This window comes from Agrobacterium sp. NPDC090283, assembly GCF_044769685.1.
Taxonomy (GTDB): Bacteria; Pseudomonadota; Alphaproteobacteria; order Rhizobiales; family Rhizobiaceae; genus Agrobacterium.
In genome coordinates, this window is sequence record NZ_JBIVYG010000004.1 from 154,933 (window position 1) to 172,940 (window position 18,008).

Below are 18,008 nucleotides of genomic sequence, written 5' to 3' on the forward strand. Positions count from 1 at the left end.
GGTGTTCGTGACTTGATCCTCCCCGACGGTCCCGGTGGCCTATTTTTCCGATGCGCGAAATCGAAGATGAACGAGCGGATAGGGTCGCCCCTGTCCATCCAGATCGGAGCGTCCCGTCGGTTCGAACCCCAGACGGCGATAAAAACCCATAGCCTCGGCGTTCTGTTCGTTGACGTCAGTGGTCAATGCGGGGTGGAGCGCAAGCGCCCTCTGGACCAGAGCCTTGCCGATGCCTTTGCCGCGATGGTCCGGATGGATGAAAAGTGCCTCCATATGCCCCTCATGCAGAAACATGAAGCCGAGGGCCTGATCCGAAGTATCGACCGCCAGCGTCAGAGGAGCCTGCGGCAAAAACGCTTTGACTTCCTCCCCGATCGCGGCGCGGTCCGCCGGCAGAAGGAAGTCATGGGTGGCGTCGACTGCTTTGCTCCATATGTCGAGGATGCGGGAAGCGTCGCGGCTCTCGGAGGGACGAAATGTGATCATGCCCCACCCTTAGCAAGTGCCGAGTTTTCTCGCCATGGGTCGGCCCGATCTTTTCCGTGAGCACGTGCGTATTCAATGAGTTTCAGCATTGAAACCCGGCGATGCCGATCCTCGCCTATGCAGCCATTTTTCCTTCAGAAAAATTTTTCTCGAAAAAAGTGCTTGCAAAAAGCGGCTCGAAAAAAATAGATAAAAAGAACTTCTATCTATTTATTTTGAGGGAAAGATCGACGGATGGACCAGATCGCCACGCAAATCGACAGAAATCCAGTGCCTGTTCCGGGTTTCCGGCACAGTTCGTCGCTCGAAGAAGCCAAAATTATCTATAATTTGCCATTTAACGATCTCCTGTTCCGTGCCCAGCAGGTGCATCGCTGTCATTTCGATCCCAATGCTATCCAGATGAGCCGGCTTCTATCCATCAAGACCGGCGGCTGCCCCGAGGATTGCGGTTACTGTAGCCAGTCTGCCCGCAACCCCACCGGCCTCAAGGCCTCCAAACTGATGGAAGTGGAGCGCGTGCTGGCTGAGGCGCGCAAGGCGAAGGAAGGCGGGGCGACGCGTTATTGCATGGGTGCGGCCTGGCGTAGCCCCAAGGAGCGCGACATGGAGGCGGTGGTGGCCATGGTCGAGGGCGTGAAGGCGCTCGGCATGGAAACCTGCATGACGCTCGGCATGCTGACGCCGGAGCAATCCGAACGACTGGCCGATGCCGGTCTCGACTACTACAATCACAACGTCGACACTTCCGAGCGGTTTTATTCTGAGATCATCACGACCCGCACCTTCGAGGACCGGCTGGAAACGCTTGCCAATGTCCGCGATGCCGGCATCAAGGTCTGCGCCGGCGGCATTCTCGGCATGGGGGAAACGGTGGAAGACCGGATCTCGATGCTGGTGACGCTCGCCAATCTGCCGGTGCCGCCGGAAAGCGTGCCGATCAACATGCTGATCCCGATCCCCGGCTCGAAGCTTGCCAAGGCCGATCCCGTCGATCCGATCGATTTCGTCCGCACCATCGCGCTGGCGCGCATCCTGATGCCGCGTTCGCATGTGCGGCTTTCGGCCGGGCGAACCGAGATGAGTGACGAGACACAGGCGCTCTGTTTCCTGGCCGGCGCCAACTCCATCTTCATCGGCGAGACGCTGCTGACGGCGGACAATCCGGGCGAGGACCACGATACGGCGCTTTTCCGCCGTCTGGGCCTGAAGCCAATGGAATTGCAGCCTGCGGAGACGGGATGGTGCCGGTGAATCTGGCGGCGCTCTCTCCCTATGAGACGAAGCTTGCCGGCCTGGAGCGTAAATCGCGGCTGCGCTCGCTCGCTCCCCAGGAGGGCATCGATTTCACCTCCAATGACTATCTGGGGCTTGCCGCTTCACCCCGGCTGAAGGCGGCAATTGCCGACGCCATCGGCAGGGGTGTGCCGGCAGGGGCCGGCGGCTCGCGGCTGTTGCGCGGCAACCATCCCGAACATGAGGCGCTGGAAGCGGAAGCGGCGGCGCTTTTCGGGGCGGAAAAAGCGATCTATTTCGGCAGCGGTTTTGCCGCCAATGTCGCGCTTTTCTCCACATTGCCGCTGCGGGAAGACCTCGTTCTTCACGACACCCTGATCCATGCCAGCGTGCATGACGGTATTGCAGCCGGCAAGGCGAAGGCGATTGCCGTGCCGCATAATCAGGTCGAGGCATTCGAACGGGAAATAGTCCGCTGGCGGCAGGAGGGTGGCCGTGGCCGTCCGTGGATCGCCGTCGAAAGCCTTTATTCCATGGATGGGGACCGCGCTCCGCTCTCTGCCCTGGCTGATCTTGCCGAGAAACACGAAGGCTTCCTTGTCGTCGACGAGGCGCATGCCACCGGCGTGTTCGGCCCTGGCGGGCGCGGTCTCGCCGCCGAACTGGAAGGCCGGGGCAATGTGGTGGCATTGCATACCTGCGGCAAGGCGCTTGGTCTTTCCGGTGCGCTTTTGAGCCTGCCGGCGGTTCTCGCCGATTATCTCGTCAACCGCGCCCGCGGTTTCATCTATTCGACCGCACCCTCGCCATTGATGGCGGCGGCGGTTCGGGAAGCCCTACGCATCATCGTCGATGAGCCTTGGCGACGCCTGCGGCTGGCGGAGCTGGTAAACTTTGCCGGCGAAGAACTTCGCTCCCGGCTCGGCGTTGCGCCCAGCGGCTCGCAGATCCTGCCGGTGATGATCGGGGAGAATGCCCGTTCGCTTCGTATCGCCGCGCATCTGCGGAAGGGCGGTTTCGACGTGCGGGCGATCCGCCCGCCGACGGTGCCGGAGGGCACGGCGCGCCTACGCGTCGCCATCACGCTCAATGTGGATGAGAACCAGATCGCCGCTTTGGTCGGGCTGCTTGCCCTTTCGCTGGAGGAGAAACGGAGATGAGCCTTCGTTTCGTCATCTCCGGCACAGATACGGGCATCGGCAAGACGGTTTTTTCCGCAGCGCTGACCCACGCCCTGCGGGCTTATTACTGGAAGCCGGTGCAATCCGGGCTGGAGGAAGAAACAGACAGCGAGACGGTGGAACGGCTGGGTGGCGCGCCGCGGGCGCGTATCCTGCCGGAGGCCTATCGCCTGAAAATGCCGGCCTCACCGCATCTTTCCGCCCGCCTCGAAAATGTAACGATCGATCCCGCGCTTCTGCTGCCGCCGCAAACGGATGGGCCTCTTGTCATCGAGGGGGCAGGCGGGCTTCTGGTGCCGCTGACGGACACGGTGTTGTTCGCCGATATCTTCGCCCGCTGGCAAATTCCGCTTGTCCTCTGCGCAAGGACCTCGCTCGGCACCATCAACCACACGCTGCTCTCGCTCGAGGCGTTGCGGCAGCGCGCCATTCCGGTGCAGGGCGTGGTCTTCATCGGCGACGAGAACCGGGAAAATGAGCGCGTCATCGCCAATATCGGCGCCGTTCGCCCGCTCGGCCGTCTGCCACGCCTGCCGGAGATGACATCAGAGGCACTGCATCAGGCATTTGCCCAACACTTCAATCTCGCTGATTTTCTGGAGGCGCCGGCATGAGCCGTTCCCCTGTCTGGCATCCCTTCACCCAGCATGGGCTGGAACCGCCGATGAAACGCGTCGTATCAGTGGAAGGCGCATTTCTCATCGATGAGGACGGCAATCGCCTGTTCGACGGCATTTCATCCTGGTGGGTCATCACCCACGGGCACCGGCATCCGGCGATCATGTCGGCCATCCGCGCAGCGACCGAGTCCTTCGACCAGGTCATTTTCGCCGAATTCTCCCATGAGCCCGCCGAAACGCTGGCGAGCGGGCTGATCGAGCTTGCGCCCACCGGGTTAAGCCACGTGTTCTATTCCGATAGCGGCTCGACGGCGGTTGAGGTGGCGCTGAAAATGGCGCTCGGTTACTTCCACAATCGCGGGCAAAAGCGCGACCGTATCGTGGTGATGGAACATGGCTATCACGGCGACACCATCGGCACCATGTCGACCGGTGAGCGCGGTGTGTTCAATGCCGCTTATGAACCGCTGCTTTTCGGCGTCGACCGGCTGGCCTTTCCAGAAGCGGGCGGCGAACAGCACACGCTGGACATGTTCGAGAGCTTCTGCCGTTCAGGCCGTGTCGCCGCCCTGCTGATCGAGCCGCTCGTGCTCGGTGCCGGCGGCATGAAGATATACGGCGCGGATGTTCTGGCCGGGCTGAAACGGATCGCCGAACGCCATGGCTGCCTCGTCATTGCTGACGAGGTGATGACGGGCTGGGGCAGAACCGGAACCCTGTTCGCCTGCGAACAGACAGGCATGTCGCCGGATATTCTCTGCACTTCCAAGGGCCTGACCGGCGGCTCGCTGCCGCTCGCAGCAACGCTGTGCAGCGGGGAAATCTTCGACGCGCATTTTTCGACGGATCGCCGCAGGACCTTTTTCCATTCCAGTTCCTATACGGCCAATCCGATTGCCTGTGCTGCCGCCGTCGCCAATCTTCAGGTCTGGCGGGATGAGCCGGTGCGCGCGCGCATTGGGCATTTGCAACAGATGCTGCGCGACAATCTCAGGCGATTTGCCGATGACCGGCGGTTCACCGGCATCCGGCAAATGGGGACGATCGTGGCGCTCGACCTCGTGGTGCCGGCCGGTGGCTATCTCGCCGAGGCGGGACCGCGCATGCGGCAATTGTTCCGCGAGCGCGGGTTCGTCATCCGCCCGCTCGGCAATGTGCTTTACCTGATGCCGCCCTATTGTTCGACGGCGGAAGATCTGGGCAGAGCCTTTGACGCCATCGATGAGGTGGCCGGGATCGTCACCGAACCCCCATCGCTAAAATCGCATGCAGTCGGCATCGCGTGAAAACGGGGCGCGGCCATGTCCGGCATATTCCAGAAACGTCTCCGAAAGTCCTGACAATGCAGACCCGTTCTTCCCGCATGGCTGGTTTTGGTCATGCCGTCCCGTCACGATGTGTCGACAATGCCGAGATAGAGGCCAGTCTCGGGCTGGAAACCGGCTGGATCGAGCGGCGAACCGGCATCCGCACGCGTTATTGGGCGCAAGAGGGCGATACGTTGAGCGGCCTTGCCACGAGAGCCGGCCGCATGGCGCTGGAAAATGCGGAAATCAACGCCGACGACATTGCGCTGACGTTGCTTGCGACCTCCACGCCGGATCATCTTTTGCCGCCCTCGGGGCCGCTGCTCGCACACGGGCTGGGCCTCGCCAGATCCGGCGCGATCGATCTCGCCGGGGCCTGTTCCGGTTTTCTTTACGCGCTCACCCTTGCGGATGGCTTTGTCCGCACGCACGGCCGCGCCGTCCTCGTCGTTGCCGCCAATATATTGAGCCGCCGTATCAATCCGGCGGAAAGGGCAAGCGCGGTCCTGTTTGCCGATGCCGCCGGCGCCGTCGTACTCAAGCCCTCAAAAGAGGGGTACCGTGGGCTTTTGTCGGCCGATCTCGTTGCGGATGGCGGCGGTTACGATCTGATCCAGATAGCGGCGGGAGGCAGCAGCCAGCCTTTCTCCGCCGGTATGCCTGCCGAAGATGCGTTGATGACGATGCGCGACGGCCGCGAGGTCTTCTCCCGTGCCGTAACGCTGATGACCGAGACCTCGCAAAGGGTGCTGCACGAAGCCGGAATGACGGCCGCCGATATCGACCGTTTCGTGCCCCATCAGGCCAATGCCCGCATGTTCGACGTCGTCTGCGGCAATCTCGGCATGAACAGGCAAAAGACGGTTCGCACCATAGAAACCTTCGGCAATTCCTCCGCCGCAACCATCCCGCTTTCGCTCTCGGTCACCAATGCCGAACGGCCGTTTGCGGAAGGCGAAACCCTGCTTTTGACGGCGGCTGGTGCCGGTATGACGGGCGGAGCGGTCGTTTATCGCGCGTGAACTGCCGGGCATGGGTCACGATGCCCGTTTGGCTCAGAATCCATTTTCCGCGAGAAACGCCCTGCTGGCCGCCAGATCAGCCAGAATACTGCCGGCATTGCGTGGATCGCGCTCCTGTTCGATGGTGATATAGCCGCCATAGCCTAGTTCCGTCAGAAGGCCGCGGATGGCCGGATAATTAATCGAGCCGCGACCGATCGGGCACATGACGCCCTTGGCGCAGGCGTCGAAGAAGCGGATGTGCTCCGCCATAACCTCTTCAAAAACCTTGGCGTCGATATCCTTGAAATGAATGTAGTCGACGTGGTCCCAATATTTGCGAAGTGTGGCAACGGGGTCCATTCCGGAATAGGCCATGTGGCCGGTATCGAGGCACAGGCCCGCCAGATCGGCGGGAATGTCCTCAACGATCTGCTGCAACTCGTCAGCGAATTCAATGTAGCCGCCGGCGTGGGGATGGATGGTGGCGCGCACGCCATATTTGTCGCGAGCGAGGGTTGCAATGGCGCGGATGTTCTCCACCATGCCGTTCCAGGTGGCTTTATCGAGGCGTGGCGCGCGGGCGGAATGTCCGGCGGCGAAATCACGTTCGTCATGACCCCAGTCCATCACCGTCAGATAAGGCGCGGCAAAGCGCTGGCCGGCATGGGTTTCCGGTTTCGGCAGGTGGGTGATCAGCGCGCAGATATCGTCGGTCTGGCGCATCAGCTTGTCACGGTTTCCCGGTGAGACGAGATCGTCGAAGATCGTGCCCGCGACGATCTTCAGACCGCGCTCGTCCAGCGCCTGGGAAACGCGACTGAGATCGAGCGGCAGATAGCCATAGGGACCAAGTTCCAGACCGCCGAAGCCGGCGGCCTTTGCCTCGTCCAGCACCCTTTCCCAATCGGGCAAATGCGGATTTTTCACGTCGTCGACCCCCCAGCAGCAGGGAGCGGTGGTGATGGTGATCGGGTTGGTCATGGCATCCTCGTGGCGCAATTGACGCCGGGCCACCTTCTGCGGCCCGGAGCGGGTATCAGCGGCTGATGGTGGCTTGCAGGGCATCGATGGAGGACTGGATGCCAGCGTCGGTGGACATGGTGAAATCTTCCATTTCCAGGCTCACCCAATCATTGTAACCGACCATGCGCACCACGGAGAAAAATTCCTTCCACCATTGCAGGTCGCGGCCGGCGCCCACTGCCACATAGTTCCAGCTGCGGTTTGCGACGTCAGTCACCTCTTTCAGCTCCAACAGGCCGTTCACATCCGCCAGCCCGCGTTCAATGCGGGTGTCCTTGCCGTGGCAATGGTGGATTGCGCCGCCGAGTGCACGGGCAGAGGCGATGGGATCGGCCCCCATCCACATCAGGTGTGACGGATCGAGGTTCATGCCGACCGTCGGGCCGACCTCATTGCGCAGGCGAAACAGGGTCTCCGGGTTCCAGACGAGCATGGCCGAGAAATTCTCGAGCGCATATTTTTCGACGCCCGCTTCCTTGGCGAGCTTCACGAGCCCGTGCCAGAGCGGAAAGGCGCGGTCTTCCCACTGGTAACGGTCACGTTCCGGCATCTCGTTCGGCCAGCTCTTGGTGTAGACGAGCCAGTTCGGCACGGTGTCGCCCGGTGCTGCCTCCGGCAGGCCGGACATGGTGACGATCTTCGTCACGCCGATTTCGCCCGCCAGCCGGACGGTGTCCTGCATTTCCTTCAGGTGGCGCCTGCCCATGTCGCCCGGATCGAGCGGGTTGGCGGAGCAATTCAGCGCGGCGATTTCGAGGCCGCGGGCCTCGATTTCCTTGAGCCTGGATTTGAGCAGCCCCTTGTCCGCCAGAAGTTCGTCGGCGCGGAAATGCGGACCGCTGGACCAGCCGCCGCCGGTCATTTCGATGCCCTCGACGCCGAGCGCGACGCATTTGTCGAGCATATCGGTGAACGGCAGGTTCGCCATGACATCAGTACAAATCGCGAGTTTCATCGTATCGTCTTTCTAAAAAGGGCATGGGGACGCGCATGAGGAAGAGGAGGACGGGAGAGTGGTCCGGCGCGCCCCCAATCTGGTTATGCGAAGTCGACCCAGGCGGCGCCGGCATCGGCTGAGCGCACGCAGTTTTCCAGCCAGCGAACACCTTCGGTGCCGGCCGTGATGCCGGGATAGTGGTGGGTCGTCAGAAAGGCCTTGTCACCGCGATTTGCCGCGTCGATTGCCTGGGCGATCCATAGATAGATGTTCGACCAGCTGTCGCCGAGACCTTCTGTATGCAGCGCACCCATGCGGTCGATGGCGAGGCTTTCCTGTTCCAGATAGGGCATGCCGTGGTGCAGGATGCGGCCGGGTTCACCCTGAACCTCGTAGATCAGCTGGTCTGGATGGGAATCGGACCATTCGAGCGAAGCCTTGGAGCCGACGAAACGGTAACGCTGCGATCCCATATTGCCGGCATTGACGGAGGAGACCCAGAGGCGGCCGCGTGCGCCATTGTCGTAATGCATCAGAACCGTGGCGTGATCCTCCAGCGGCGCGCGGGTGGGAATGAAGGCCTTGCGGTCGCAGAGCAGGCGTTCCACCTTCATATGCGGCAGCACGACTTCCGAGAGATAATAAAGATGCGTGCCGATATCGCCCAAAACGAAAGTCGGGCCGGCGGTGCGGGGATTGGTGCGCCATTTAACGGCCTCGCCCGCGCCGACATCGTCACCGGCATTAAAGCCGTGGGTATATTGCAGGTCGACGATGCGGATGTCGCCCAGCATTCCCTTTTTCACCATGGCCGCCATCTGGTGGACGAGCGGGTGCCCGGTAAAACCATAGGTGACGCCGACGATCAGCCCCTTCTGTTCGGCCAGCCGCGCCACTTCATCGCATTCGGCCACGGTGAAGAATAGCGGCTTTTCGCAGATCACATGCAGCCCCGCTTCAAGGCAGGCCTTGGTGATCTCGTAGTGGGTGAAATTGGGGGTGGCGATGGAGACGACGTCCACGCCGTCTTCGCGCGCCGTTTCGCCGGCAATCAGCGCCTTGTAATCCGCATAGCAGCGTTCCGCCGCCACGCCGAGATTGACGCCGAAGTCACGGCCTCTTTCGGCATCGAGGTCGAATGCGCCGGCGACGAGCTGGTAATTGCCGTCGCGCAGGGCGCCCGTGCGGTGCTTGTAGCCCACCTGTCCCGTGCGTCCGCCGCCCACCATGGCCCAGCGCAGCGGGCGTGAAATCAGTCTTTCTCCGTTGATCATGTCGGTCGTCTTTCCATTTGATGTTGCCAATGGCCGTGGCCGGAGGCAGGGTCCGCCTCAGCTTCAGCGCCGGTTTGCCGCGTTATTTCTTGAAGTAGAGGTCGATATAGTCCTGCATTTTGCTGCGCATGAACCGGCTCGATTCATCCGCCCTGTCCTCCCAGGCGAAGACGCAGGAGGTCATGATGCCGTCGAAGCCGATTTCGGCGAGTGTGCTGAAGAAGTCATCCCACGGCACTTCGCCCTGGCCGATATTCAGGTGCTGGTGCACCCGCGCCTGCGTGCCCGGCGGGTTGAGGATATAGCGAAGCCCGGAGCTGGCCTTGTGGTTGAAGGTATCGCCCACATGCACATGCGCCAGCACGTCCTTCGCTTCACGCAGCATCGCCTTGGTGTCGTCGCCGAAATAGAAGGTATGCGGCGCGCAATAGAGGAATTTGACATTCTTCGAATTGACGGTGCGGATGATATCCAGCGCCGGCTGCAGTGTTTCGCACCAGTCTTCCGGGTGCGGCTCGACATGCAGGTTGATGTTTTCGCGTTCGAAGATCGGTACCAGCTCTTCCATGGAGCGCCACCAGGCATCCTCGCAGGCCTCGATCATCGAGCCGGTATGGCAGCAATAACATGATCCCTTGTCGGGATGCGGTCCGCGGCCGAATTCGGAGTTCATTGTGTCGACCTCGAGTTCGATGGCGATCTCGATGGCGCGCTTCCAGTGTTTTACCGCCGCCTGCCGCTCGGTCTCGTCATTGGAGGCCCAGCGATACATCGGCAACAGTGAGGCGATGCCGACATCGGCCTCCTTCAGCGCCTTTTTGAAGGACCGGATGCGCTCGGGAAAGACGCGCGGCGCCTTGAACCATTCGAGGAAATCGGCGCGCGGGCTAAGTTCGATCCAGTCGAAGCCGAGTTCCTTCACCTTGGCGGGCAGCTCATCGAGGCTGGTGAAACGGTGCATGTGGGGGTCGATGGCGATTTTCATCGGTCTTGATCCTTGTCTCTGTCTTAATTCGATGGCTGCTGCGGCGGATGGCCGCCATGGCTGGCCATGTAATTCTCCACCTCTGCGCCGAGATCGGCGAGCGCCTCACCACCGGCCATCAGGTCGGTGATCTCCTCGCGGGATTTTTCGCCCTTGCGGAAATTGGCGGCGACCGCGCCGCGAATAAGCACGGCGAAATGGTCGCCGACGGCGATGGCGTGGGTGACCTGATGGGTGATGAAGATCACCGCGATGCCCCGCTTGCGCGCCTCCAGCACGATGCGCAGGACGTGCGATGCCTGTTTCACGCCCAGCGCCGCCGTTGGTTCATCGAGGATCAGAACGCGTGCGCCAAAATGCACCGCGCGGGCAATGGCGAGCGATTGCCGCTCGCCGCCGGAAAGCCCGCCGATCAGGCGGTCACCGTCATCGATGCGGGTGATGCCGAATTCCTGCACCGCCTTGACCGCGATTTCATTGGCCTTCTTGCGGTCGTAAATCCGGAAGGGCCAGAAGCCTTTCGTGGGTTCTGCGCCGATGAAGAAGGAACGGCCGATGCTCATCAGCGGAAAGGTTCCGCCGAACTGGTGCACGGTGGAAATGCCCATGCGCTGCGCATCGCGCGGCCCGTCGAAATGAACCGGCTTGCCATCCATCAGCAACTCACCGGAACTGGGCTGATAAACCCCGGCCAGTGTCTTGATCAGTGTGGATTTTCCAGCACCGTTGTCGCCCAGCAGGCAGAGCACCTCGCCGGCGCGCACCTTCAGCGAGATATCGTGCAGAACATCGATGGGACCGAAGGACTTGTTGACGTTTCTGAGTTCGAGAATGGGTGTGGTCATGGTCCCGCCTCACTTCTTCTTCGGTGAATAGGTGAGCGCCATGACGCGGAAGGTGTTGTTCATCAGCACCGCGAGCAGCAGCATGACGCCGATGATGAGGCTCGACCAGTTGCGGTCAAACGCGGTGAAATAGATGCCTTGATTGACGATGGCGAAGGTGATGGTGCCGAGAAAAATGCCGATCACCGAACCGAAACCGCCGGTCAGCAGCACCCCGCCCACGACGACCGCGATGATGGAGTTGAAGATGAAGGTCATGCCGGCCGAAACCTGGGCGACATTGAAGAGGATCGCCTGACAGACACCGACGAAGGAGGCGCTGACGGAGGACAGGACAAAAAGCGTGACCGTCAGCTTGTCGGTGGGAATGCCGGCGTTGCGGGCGCTCACCCGGTCGCCGCCCATGGCGAAGATCCAGTTTCCGAAGGGCGAATAATGGACGTAGAAGATATAGATCGCCGTCAGCAGCAGCCACCAGACGATGCTGACCTGAAAACTGCCGCCGATGAACTGTCCGAACAGGAATTTTGCGATCGGACCGGATTGCGCCGGGCTCAGCGCCACGCTGGTCGTGCCGGTCAGCAGCACGGAAAAACCGAGGATCAGCCCCTGCACGGCAAAGAGCGTGCCGAGGGTGACGATCAGGGATGGCACCACGGTTCTTATGACCAGAAAGCCGTTGATCAGCCCGACAAGCACCCCAAGGCCAAGCGCACCGATGATGCCGAGCCAGATCGGCATGCCATAATAACCGGTGATGATGGCGACAGTCAGTGCGCCGGCCGGGATCATCGCGCCGATGGAAATGTCCAGCTCGCCGGAAATCATGAGAAGGCCGACGGGAATGGCGACGATGCCGAGATTGGCAGCGACATTCAGCCAGCTTGCGGCGCCCGCCGGTTTCAGGAATTCGATGCTGCCGAAGACAACGAAGAAGACAAGAACAAAAACAAGGCCGAGAAAGGCGCCTGATTCCGGGCGGCGCAGAAGGTCGCCCAAAGAGAGATTTTTCACGTCGTTACTCCACGATAGATTCCGGGTTTTGCGTCGATGTCCCTGTCCGCTTGTCCCGAGCCCGGCTATCGGGATCGGGACAAAGCGTGGATCATTGCTCAGCGCGCACCCTTGGCGACGCCCGCAAGCGTGGCCTCGATGTTGGATTTGTCGACGATGTTGGGGCCGGTCAGCACCGGTGCGGTCGGCAGGTCGGTTCCGAAATCGATGGCCGAGGCCAGAAGCGTCACCGCCAGCAGCGACTGCAGATAGGGCTGCTGGTCGATTGCAAAACCCTGTGTCCCGTCCTTGATGCGGTCGAGGCCGGACTGGTTGAGGTCGAATGTGCCGAGCAGGGCCGTTTCGGTTTTGCCGGCCTGCATGACGCCGATGGCGGCCGAATCCGCATCACCGGCGGAAATGGTCAGAACGCCGTCGATCTTGCCGTCCTGAAGCAGTGTCGCCTTGATTGCTTCAGCCACGGCGGTGGCGTCGCCGAAGCTGGTGGCGGGCAGCGGCAGCTGCTTGCCGGTGCCGCCGGCCTTGGTGATGCCGTCCAGAACGCCCTTGCATCGAGCTTCGAGATTGGCGGCGCCCGGAACGGTGTTGACACAGATGACGTTGTTTTTGCCCTGTTTGGCGAAATATTCGCCGCCGGCCACACCCGCCAGATATTCGTCGGAGCCGACATAATTGATCGCACCGAGTTCTTTCGCCTTTTCATGGCCCCCGGCATTCATGAGAATGACCTTGATACCGGCCTTGATGGCTTCGCGTATCGCCGGGTCTTCGCCTTCCGGTACCCAGTTCGGAATGACGAGACCATCGACCTTCTGGCTGATGGCGGTCTGGATCAGCTGCACCACATCGGGCGCAAAATTGTCGTAGGTTTGCAGGCGGAGATAATTGACCTTGCCGCCATTCGCCTCGACCACGAGGCGTGCGTCATCCAGCCCCTTTTTGATAAGGTTCCAGAACGCATCGTCGTTCTTGCCGCCGACAACGGCAATATTGGCCGCAAATGCGCCGGACGCCATCACCAGCGATGCGACACCCGCGATGAGAAATTTCTTGAAATATGCCATTGTTTCCTCCCTGCCCATTCTCCCGATGGGCCAAAATGACAAGATGATTTATATCTTTCATTTTCATAGGAATGGAATTTATATTTCATTTAATGTTGCATTTCGTATCATTCCATGTCATTCATGGATGATACGATTGTGAGGCGCCATGAACCGACCGACCATTACCGATCTTGCCAAGGCCGCTGGCGTCAGCATCTCCACGGTCAACCGGTTGCTGCACGGTTCGACCGCCGTGCGCCAGGATACGATCGACCAAATTCTCAAGGCGGCGGAGGAAATCGGTTTTTATGGTCTGGGCACCATCAAGGACCGGCGCCGTGAGGCCATGCCCCACTACAGGCTCGGTTTCCTGCTGCAGCAATCCCATCGGCCGCTCTATCGGCTTTGGGCGGAAGGGATCGTCGCCGCTGCACGCCAGAGGCCGGACAGCGTCATCGAGCCGGACGTCGTTTTCGAGGACGATCTTTCACCCGAGGCCGTTTCCGCCAATCTCCTGAAGATGGGGCAATCCTGCGGCGCAATCGCGGTGGTGACGGCCGATCATCCGCTTGTCAGCCAGGCAATCGATGAGCTGCGTGGCAGGGGCGTACCCGTGGTGACTTATGTATCCGATTTGTCGGCGGCAAGCCGGGCGGGTTTTGTCGGAACCGATAGCTGGAAACGCGGCCGCACGGCGGCATGGTTCCTCAGCCAGACGGTGAAGGACGAGGGGACGGTCGTGCCGCTTATCGGCAGCAATCGTTACCAGTGTCAGGATGTTTCGGATGCGAGTTTCCGCTCCTACATGCGCGAGAACACACCTGAATTGCAGGTCGCAGAAACGCTGTTGACCCACGAGGAGCCGGAAAATGCTTATGTCATTGTTCGCGACATGATCGCCGCCGAACCCGGGCTCAGGGGAATTTACGTCAATGGCGGTGGCATATCGGGCGTTCTGCGGGCACTTCGGGAACTGCCTGCAGAGAAACAGCGCGGCATAAAGATCGTTTGTAACGATATCGGTCCGGAAACGCGCAAGGGCCTCAACGAAGGGCTGATCACCGCCTCGCTGCCGCTTCCCCTCGACAGGATGCCGCAGCAATTGATCGATGTGATGTTACGGCGCATCGAAAACGGAGATTCGTCCTCCGTCGAACAACGGATCGTTCCCTTTGAAATTCTGACGCCCGAAAGCATCTGGACCTAGGTCGACAGGATCACTGGAATTCGAGGCTCATCCGGGCGAGATCGTCCCACAGGCTTTCGGCGAAACCGCGCAAAACGATGACTTCGAACACCTGCTCATCAAGCCGAGTGAGATGGGCGGCGATATGGCCGATCAATGTCGTGGCCGAACGTCCCACCGGAAAGGCTGCGAGGGAAAGATCGACCGCCGTTCCTTTTGCCAGCACCCGCTCGGTCATCTTGCCTTCGATGCGGATTCGTACGCGCCCCTGACTTTGGTCCACACCCGTTGCCTGCGGCTCAAGTGCCGCGAGAACCGCTTTCATATCCGCATGAGACAGTGGCTCTTCGCCGACGATGAACCATTGGCCGGGAGAGACCGCCCGCACATCGCCTTTTGCGAAGCTGCGCAGGCGGACTTCCATATCCGCTGCGCCGGGCGCGGCCAGCACATGGATGATCGCGCCTTCCGGCAGGGCAGAGAGCTTGATGGCGGTGGAAGCAATCGCCCCCTTTGCGCCCAGCACCGGGCGGAGCGTCGGCCGGAAACCGGATTTGAAATCAGGCTTGAAATCAGACATGGAGCTTCTCGTTCTCAGGGTCGAAGAAAACCGGATGGCACATGCGGGCGGCGGTGAATTCATTGCGCAGACCGTTCCAGACCATGACCTCCTCGCCGTGGCGGGCAGGGCCATTCTTGACGAGGGCGAGGCCGATAGTGGAGCCGAGATGCGGTGAAAACGCACTTGAGGTCACATAACCCTGATCGTTTTCCAGCGTTGCCGCCGCATCCCTTTCGAGAATATGCGAACCGGTGCGGAAGGACTGGTTTTTATCAAGCGGCACGACGCCGACGAGGCTTGGACGCTCCGCTGCGGAAAGCCCCTCGCGTTCCAGCATCCGCCGGCCGATGAAATCGGCCTTGGTGGCGGAGACCATTTTGCCGAAGCCGAGATCGGTGGGCACCACCGTGCCGTTTATTTCGTTATGGGTGACATGGCCCTTTTCGATGCGCAGCACGCCCAGCGCCTCGACGCCATAGGGCATGATGCCATTGGACTTTCCTGCTTCCATCAGTGCATCGGCAACGCTTTCACCGTAGCCGGCCGGGACGGCAAGCTCGTAGGCCAGTTCGCCGGAGAAGGAAATCCGGAACAGGCGTCCGTGCAATTGCCCGCCAAACAGCGAGACTTCCCTGGCCGCAAGGAAGGGGAAGGCTTCATTGGAAATATCCTCATCGACGATTCTCTGGAGGATGGTGCGTGCCTTCGGTCCGGCAATCGCCATCTGCGCCCATTGATCGGTGACGGAGGCGAGGCGTACATCAAGGTCCGGCCAGAGCGCCTGCGCGCAGAACTCCAGATGGTTCATGACACCCGCCGCATAGGCCGTGGTGGTTGTCATGAAGAAGCGGTTCTCCTCCAGCCGGCTGGTGGTGCCGTCATCGTAGATCATGCCGTCTTCGCGCAGCATCAGGCCATAACGCGCCTTGCCGACTGGCAGCTTGAGGAAAGCGTTGCAATAGACCCGGTTGAGGAATTCGGCGGCGTCCTTGCCGCAGATCTCGATCTTGCCGAGCATCGAGACATCGCAGAGCCCGGCATTTTTGCGGACGTTCAATACCTCGCGGTCGACGCTTTCCCGCCATCCGTTTTCGCCTTTGCGCGGAAACCACGAGGAGCGATACCAGAGGCCGGTTTCAACGAAGATCGCGCCGTTTTTCTCGGCCCAGCCATGCAGCGGCGATTTGCGCACAGGCTGGAAATGGTGCCCGTGATAGGCTCCGGTGAGCGCGCCAAAGGAGACGGGCGTATAGAACGGCCGGAAGGTGGTGGTGCCGACATCCGCCGGGGAAACGCCGCGGGCTTCGGCCAGCAGGCCTATGGCGTTGACATTGGAAAGCTTGCCCTGATCGGTCGCCATGCCGTTTGTCGTATAACGCTTGGCCAGTTCGACATGGCCGTAACCTTCACGGATGGCGAGACCCAGATCCTTGCGATGAACATCGTTCTGGTAATCGACAAAGGCTTTCGCCTTGATACCGGGGATCGACCAGAGCGCCTTTGCTGGCGGAGCCACGATATCGTTTTCCACCATGCCGAATGTCGGTGTGGTTGATGCAAAGCCGAGGTCTTGCGCGAGCGCCGCGCCCTTTCTCGCGCCATCCTCAAGGCAAGCAGCGATGCCGTTCGCTGCGGAAACCGCGCCGGCGAGTTCCAACCCCCTGAGATTGCCGGGCGCCAGGAAAGCGGCATGGTCTTCCGACCAGACCGGCTTGCCGCCGCGATGGCAGGCGAGATGGATGATGGGACTGAAACCGCCCGACATCGCGAGCGCATCCACGTTGAGGCTTTCCGTGCGGCCATTCGCGTAAATCTCGATGGCGGAAAGCGCCCTGCCGCCCTTCGCATTCGAAACGACGCCACCTTTGATGACCCGCGCCTTGCCTTCGTAGCCCGGATTGCCCTGCTCGCGGCTATCGATGATGGCGGCGAGCGTGACACCCTGTGCTTCCAGGTCGCGGGCGAGCGCATAACCGCTGTCGTTGGTGGTGAAAATCGCCGTCGCCGTGCCGGGACTTATGGCATAACGGTTGAGATAGCTGCGCATGGCGCTGGCCATCATCACGCCGGGAATATCGTTGCCGCCGAACACCAGCGGCCGCTCTTCGGCGCCGGTGGCAAGCAAAGCGCGCTTGGCCACGATGCGCCACAGGCGCTCCACGGGCACATGCGCTTTCGGGTTGGCCAGGTGTTTCTGCACCCGCTCCAGCGCGCCGAAGACATTGCCATCATACCAGCCGAAGGCCGTGGTTCGCGGCAGCACCGTCACATTCGGCAGGGCTTCGAGTTCGGCGACGCAGTTTGCGGCGAAATCCGCGGCGCTCCTGCCGCCGATGGTCGCGGTTTCGGAGAGAAGCCCGCCGCCTGCCACGGAGTGTTCATCGACAAGGATAACGCGCGCGCCGGCGCGGCCGGCGGTGAGAGCTGCCGCAAGTCCTGTAACGCCGGAGCCGATCACCAGCAGATCGCAATGCGCCCAGCATTTGTCATAGGCATCCGGGTCCACCTCGTAGCTCGCCCTGCCGAGACCGGCCGCCTTGCGGATGAAGGGCTCGTAGATTTTCTCCCAAAAGGCGGCGGGCCACATGAAGGTCTTGTAGTAAAATCCCGCGCCGAGGAAAGGCGACAGAAGGCCGGTCAACGCGCCGATATCGAAATCGAGCGAGGGCCAGCGGTTCTGGCTTTTCGCTTCCAGCCCGGCATAAAGCTCCTGCATGGTGGCGCGCGTATTCGGCTCCGTTCGGCCGCCGCTGCCGATGGTCATCAGGGCATTCGGCTCGGCGGCGCCCGCCGTCAATATGCCGCGCGGGCGGTGATATTTGAAACTGCGGCCGACGAGTTGCTGGCCATTGGCGAGCAGGGCGGAGGCGAGGCTGTCGCCCGCAAAGCCAGACATCGTCTTGCCGTCGAAGGTGAAGGAGAGTGGTTTGGAGCGGTCGATCAGACCGCCGGTCTTCAGGCGGTGGGAGCTCATGCGCTTGTCACTTTCGTCTTTTCGGCAGCGTCGCGGCAGGCGGATATTTCGTGGGTGACGGTATCGCGGGCCACGACCAGCCAGCGGCGGCAACCGGATGTGTGGTGCCAATACTCCTCATAAGTGCCGCGAGGATTGTCGCGCAGATAGACATAGTCGAACCATTCCTCGGTGCCGGCATCCGCTTCAGGCCGGGTGAGGGCAGCACCTTTGATGGTGAATTCTTCCTTGGGTCTTGGCCCGCAATGCGGGCAGGGCACGAGACTTGCCATTTCGAATGTCCTTGATCCGCGAGATAGCGGGATGGCGAAAACCGGGAACGGATTTC

Annotated in this window: 17 protein-coding genes; 6 read left to right on the forward strand and 11 right to left on the reverse strand. The window is 61.2% G+C overall.

All coding sequences use genetic code 11. The features are described 5' to 3' along the window. Window positions 1-39: 39 nt before the first annotated feature. The gene (locus ACIQUH_RS08080; RefSeq protein ID WP_400813572.1) at window positions 40-486 is read right to left on the reverse strand and encodes an acetyltransferase; all 447 of its coding nucleotides are present in this window, start codon (window positions 484-486) and stop codon (window positions 40-42) included. 234 nt (window positions 487-720) lie between these two features. On the opposite strand from ACIQUH_RS08080, the gene bioB reads away from it, so the two are divergent. The 5 genes from bioB to ACIQUH_RS08105 are packed head-to-tail and all read left to right on the forward strand — an operon-like array spanning window position 721 to window position 5,852. Beyond that, on the forward strand, window positions 721-1,740 hold the full coding sequence (gene bioB / locus ACIQUH_RS08085) for a biotin synthase BioB (RefSeq protein WP_400813573.1): 1,020 nt from the start codon (window positions 721-723) through the stop codon (window positions 1,738-1,740). Continuing rightward, complete coding sequence (locus ACIQUH_RS08090) at window positions 1,737-2,882, forward strand: 8-amino-7-oxononanoate synthase (RefSeq protein WP_400814007.1); 1,146 nt, start codon at window positions 1,737-1,739, stop codon at window positions 2,880-2,882. The genes bioB and ACIQUH_RS08090 overlap by 4 nt, the downstream gene beginning before the upstream one ends. Then, window positions 2,879-3,517, forward strand: a complete 639-nt coding sequence (bioD, locus tag ACIQUH_RS08095) for a dethiobiotin synthase (protein WP_400813575.1) — start codon at window positions 2,879-2,881, stop codon at window positions 3,515-3,517. Before ACIQUH_RS08090 ends, bioD begins: the two co-directional genes overlap by 4 nt. Then, on the forward strand, window positions 3,514-4,809 hold the full coding sequence (locus ACIQUH_RS08100) for an adenosylmethionine--8-amino-7-oxononanoate transaminase (RefSeq protein WP_400813576.1): 1,296 nt from the start codon (window positions 3,514-3,516) through the stop codon (window positions 4,807-4,809). Before bioD ends, ACIQUH_RS08100 begins: the two co-directional genes overlap by 4 nt. A gap of 56 nt (window positions 4,810-4,865) precedes the next feature. Next, window positions 4,866-5,852, forward strand: coding sequence for a beta-ketoacyl-ACP synthase III (locus ACIQUH_RS08105; protein WP_400813577.1), 987 nt, complete (start codon window positions 4,866-4,868; stop codon window positions 5,850-5,852). 33 nt (window positions 5,853-5,885) lie between these two features. On the opposite strand, the gene ACIQUH_RS08110 is transcribed toward ACIQUH_RS08105, so the two are convergent. From ACIQUH_RS08110 to ACIQUH_RS08140, 7 genes are all read right to left on the reverse strand, one after another. Continuing rightward, window positions 5,886-6,815: a sugar phosphate isomerase/epimerase family protein gene (locus tag ACIQUH_RS08110; protein WP_400813579.1), complete on the reverse strand. Its 930-nt coding sequence runs from the start codon at window positions 6,813-6,815 to the stop codon at window positions 5,886-5,888. 55 nt (window positions 6,816-6,870) lie between these two features. Next, window positions 6,871-7,812 (reverse strand): sugar phosphate isomerase/epimerase family protein, encoded by a 942-nt coding sequence (locus tag ACIQUH_RS08115; RefSeq protein WP_400813581.1) that lies wholly within the window; start codon window positions 7,810-7,812, stop codon window positions 6,871-6,873. Window positions 7,813-7,895: 83 nt separating this feature from the next. Continuing rightward, on the reverse strand, window positions 7,896-9,068 hold the full coding sequence (locus tag ACIQUH_RS08120) for a Gfo/Idh/MocA family protein (RefSeq protein WP_400813582.1): 1,173 nt from the start codon (window positions 9,066-9,068) through the stop codon (window positions 7,896-7,898). An 82-nt stretch (window positions 9,069-9,150) separates the two neighbouring features. After that, window positions 9,151-10,053: a sugar phosphate isomerase/epimerase family protein gene (locus tag ACIQUH_RS08125; protein ID WP_400813583.1), complete on the reverse strand. Its 903-nt coding sequence runs from the start codon at window positions 10,051-10,053 to the stop codon at window positions 9,151-9,153. A gap of 23 nt (window positions 10,054-10,076) precedes the next feature. After that, window positions 10,077-10,898, reverse strand: coding sequence for an ATP-binding cassette domain-containing protein (locus ACIQUH_RS08130; RefSeq protein ID WP_400813584.1), 822 nt, complete (start codon window positions 10,896-10,898; stop codon window positions 10,077-10,079). Between the two features lie 9 nt (window positions 10,899-10,907). Then, entirely contained in the window at window positions 10,908-11,912 is a 1,005-nt protein-coding gene (locus tag ACIQUH_RS08135) for an ABC transporter permease (protein ID WP_181423961.1), read from the reverse strand. 98 nt (window positions 11,913-12,010) lie between these two features. Beyond that, on the reverse strand, window positions 12,011-12,976 hold the full coding sequence (locus ACIQUH_RS08140) for a substrate-binding domain-containing protein (RefSeq protein ID WP_400813585.1): 966 nt from the start codon (window positions 12,974-12,976) through the stop codon (window positions 12,011-12,013). A 148-nt stretch (window positions 12,977-13,124) separates the two neighbouring features. Between ACIQUH_RS08140 and ACIQUH_RS08145 the strand changes: the two genes are divergently transcribed. Further along, a complete protein-coding gene (locus ACIQUH_RS08145; RefSeq protein WP_400813586.1) occupies window positions 13,125-14,165 on the forward strand; it encodes a LacI family DNA-binding transcriptional regulator in 1,041 nt (346 codons plus the stop codon). Between the two features lie 10 nt (window positions 14,166-14,175). Here the strand turns inward: ACIQUH_RS08145 and soxG are convergent, their stop codons facing one another. Genes soxG through ACIQUH_RS08160 form a run of 3 tightly spaced genes read right to left on the reverse strand, consistent with a single transcriptional unit; the run spans window position 14,176 to window position 17,952 of the window. Then, window positions 14,176-14,724, reverse strand: coding sequence for a sarcosine oxidase subunit gamma family protein (gene soxG, locus ACIQUH_RS08150; protein ID WP_400813588.1), 549 nt, complete (start codon window positions 14,722-14,724; stop codon window positions 14,176-14,178). Then, window positions 14,717-17,680, reverse strand: a complete 2,964-nt coding sequence (locus tag ACIQUH_RS08155; RefSeq protein ID WP_400813589.1) for a sarcosine oxidase subunit alpha — start codon at window positions 17,678-17,680, stop codon at window positions 14,717-14,719. The genes soxG and ACIQUH_RS08155 overlap by 8 nt, the downstream gene beginning before the upstream one ends. After that, the gene (locus tag ACIQUH_RS08160; RefSeq protein WP_400813590.1) at window positions 17,677-17,952 is read right to left on the reverse strand and encodes a sarcosine oxidase subunit delta; all 276 of its coding nucleotides are present in this window, start codon (window positions 17,950-17,952) and stop codon (window positions 17,677-17,679) included. The genes ACIQUH_RS08155 and ACIQUH_RS08160 overlap by 4 nt, the downstream gene beginning before the upstream one ends. Window positions 17,953-18,008 lie beyond the last annotated feature (56 nt).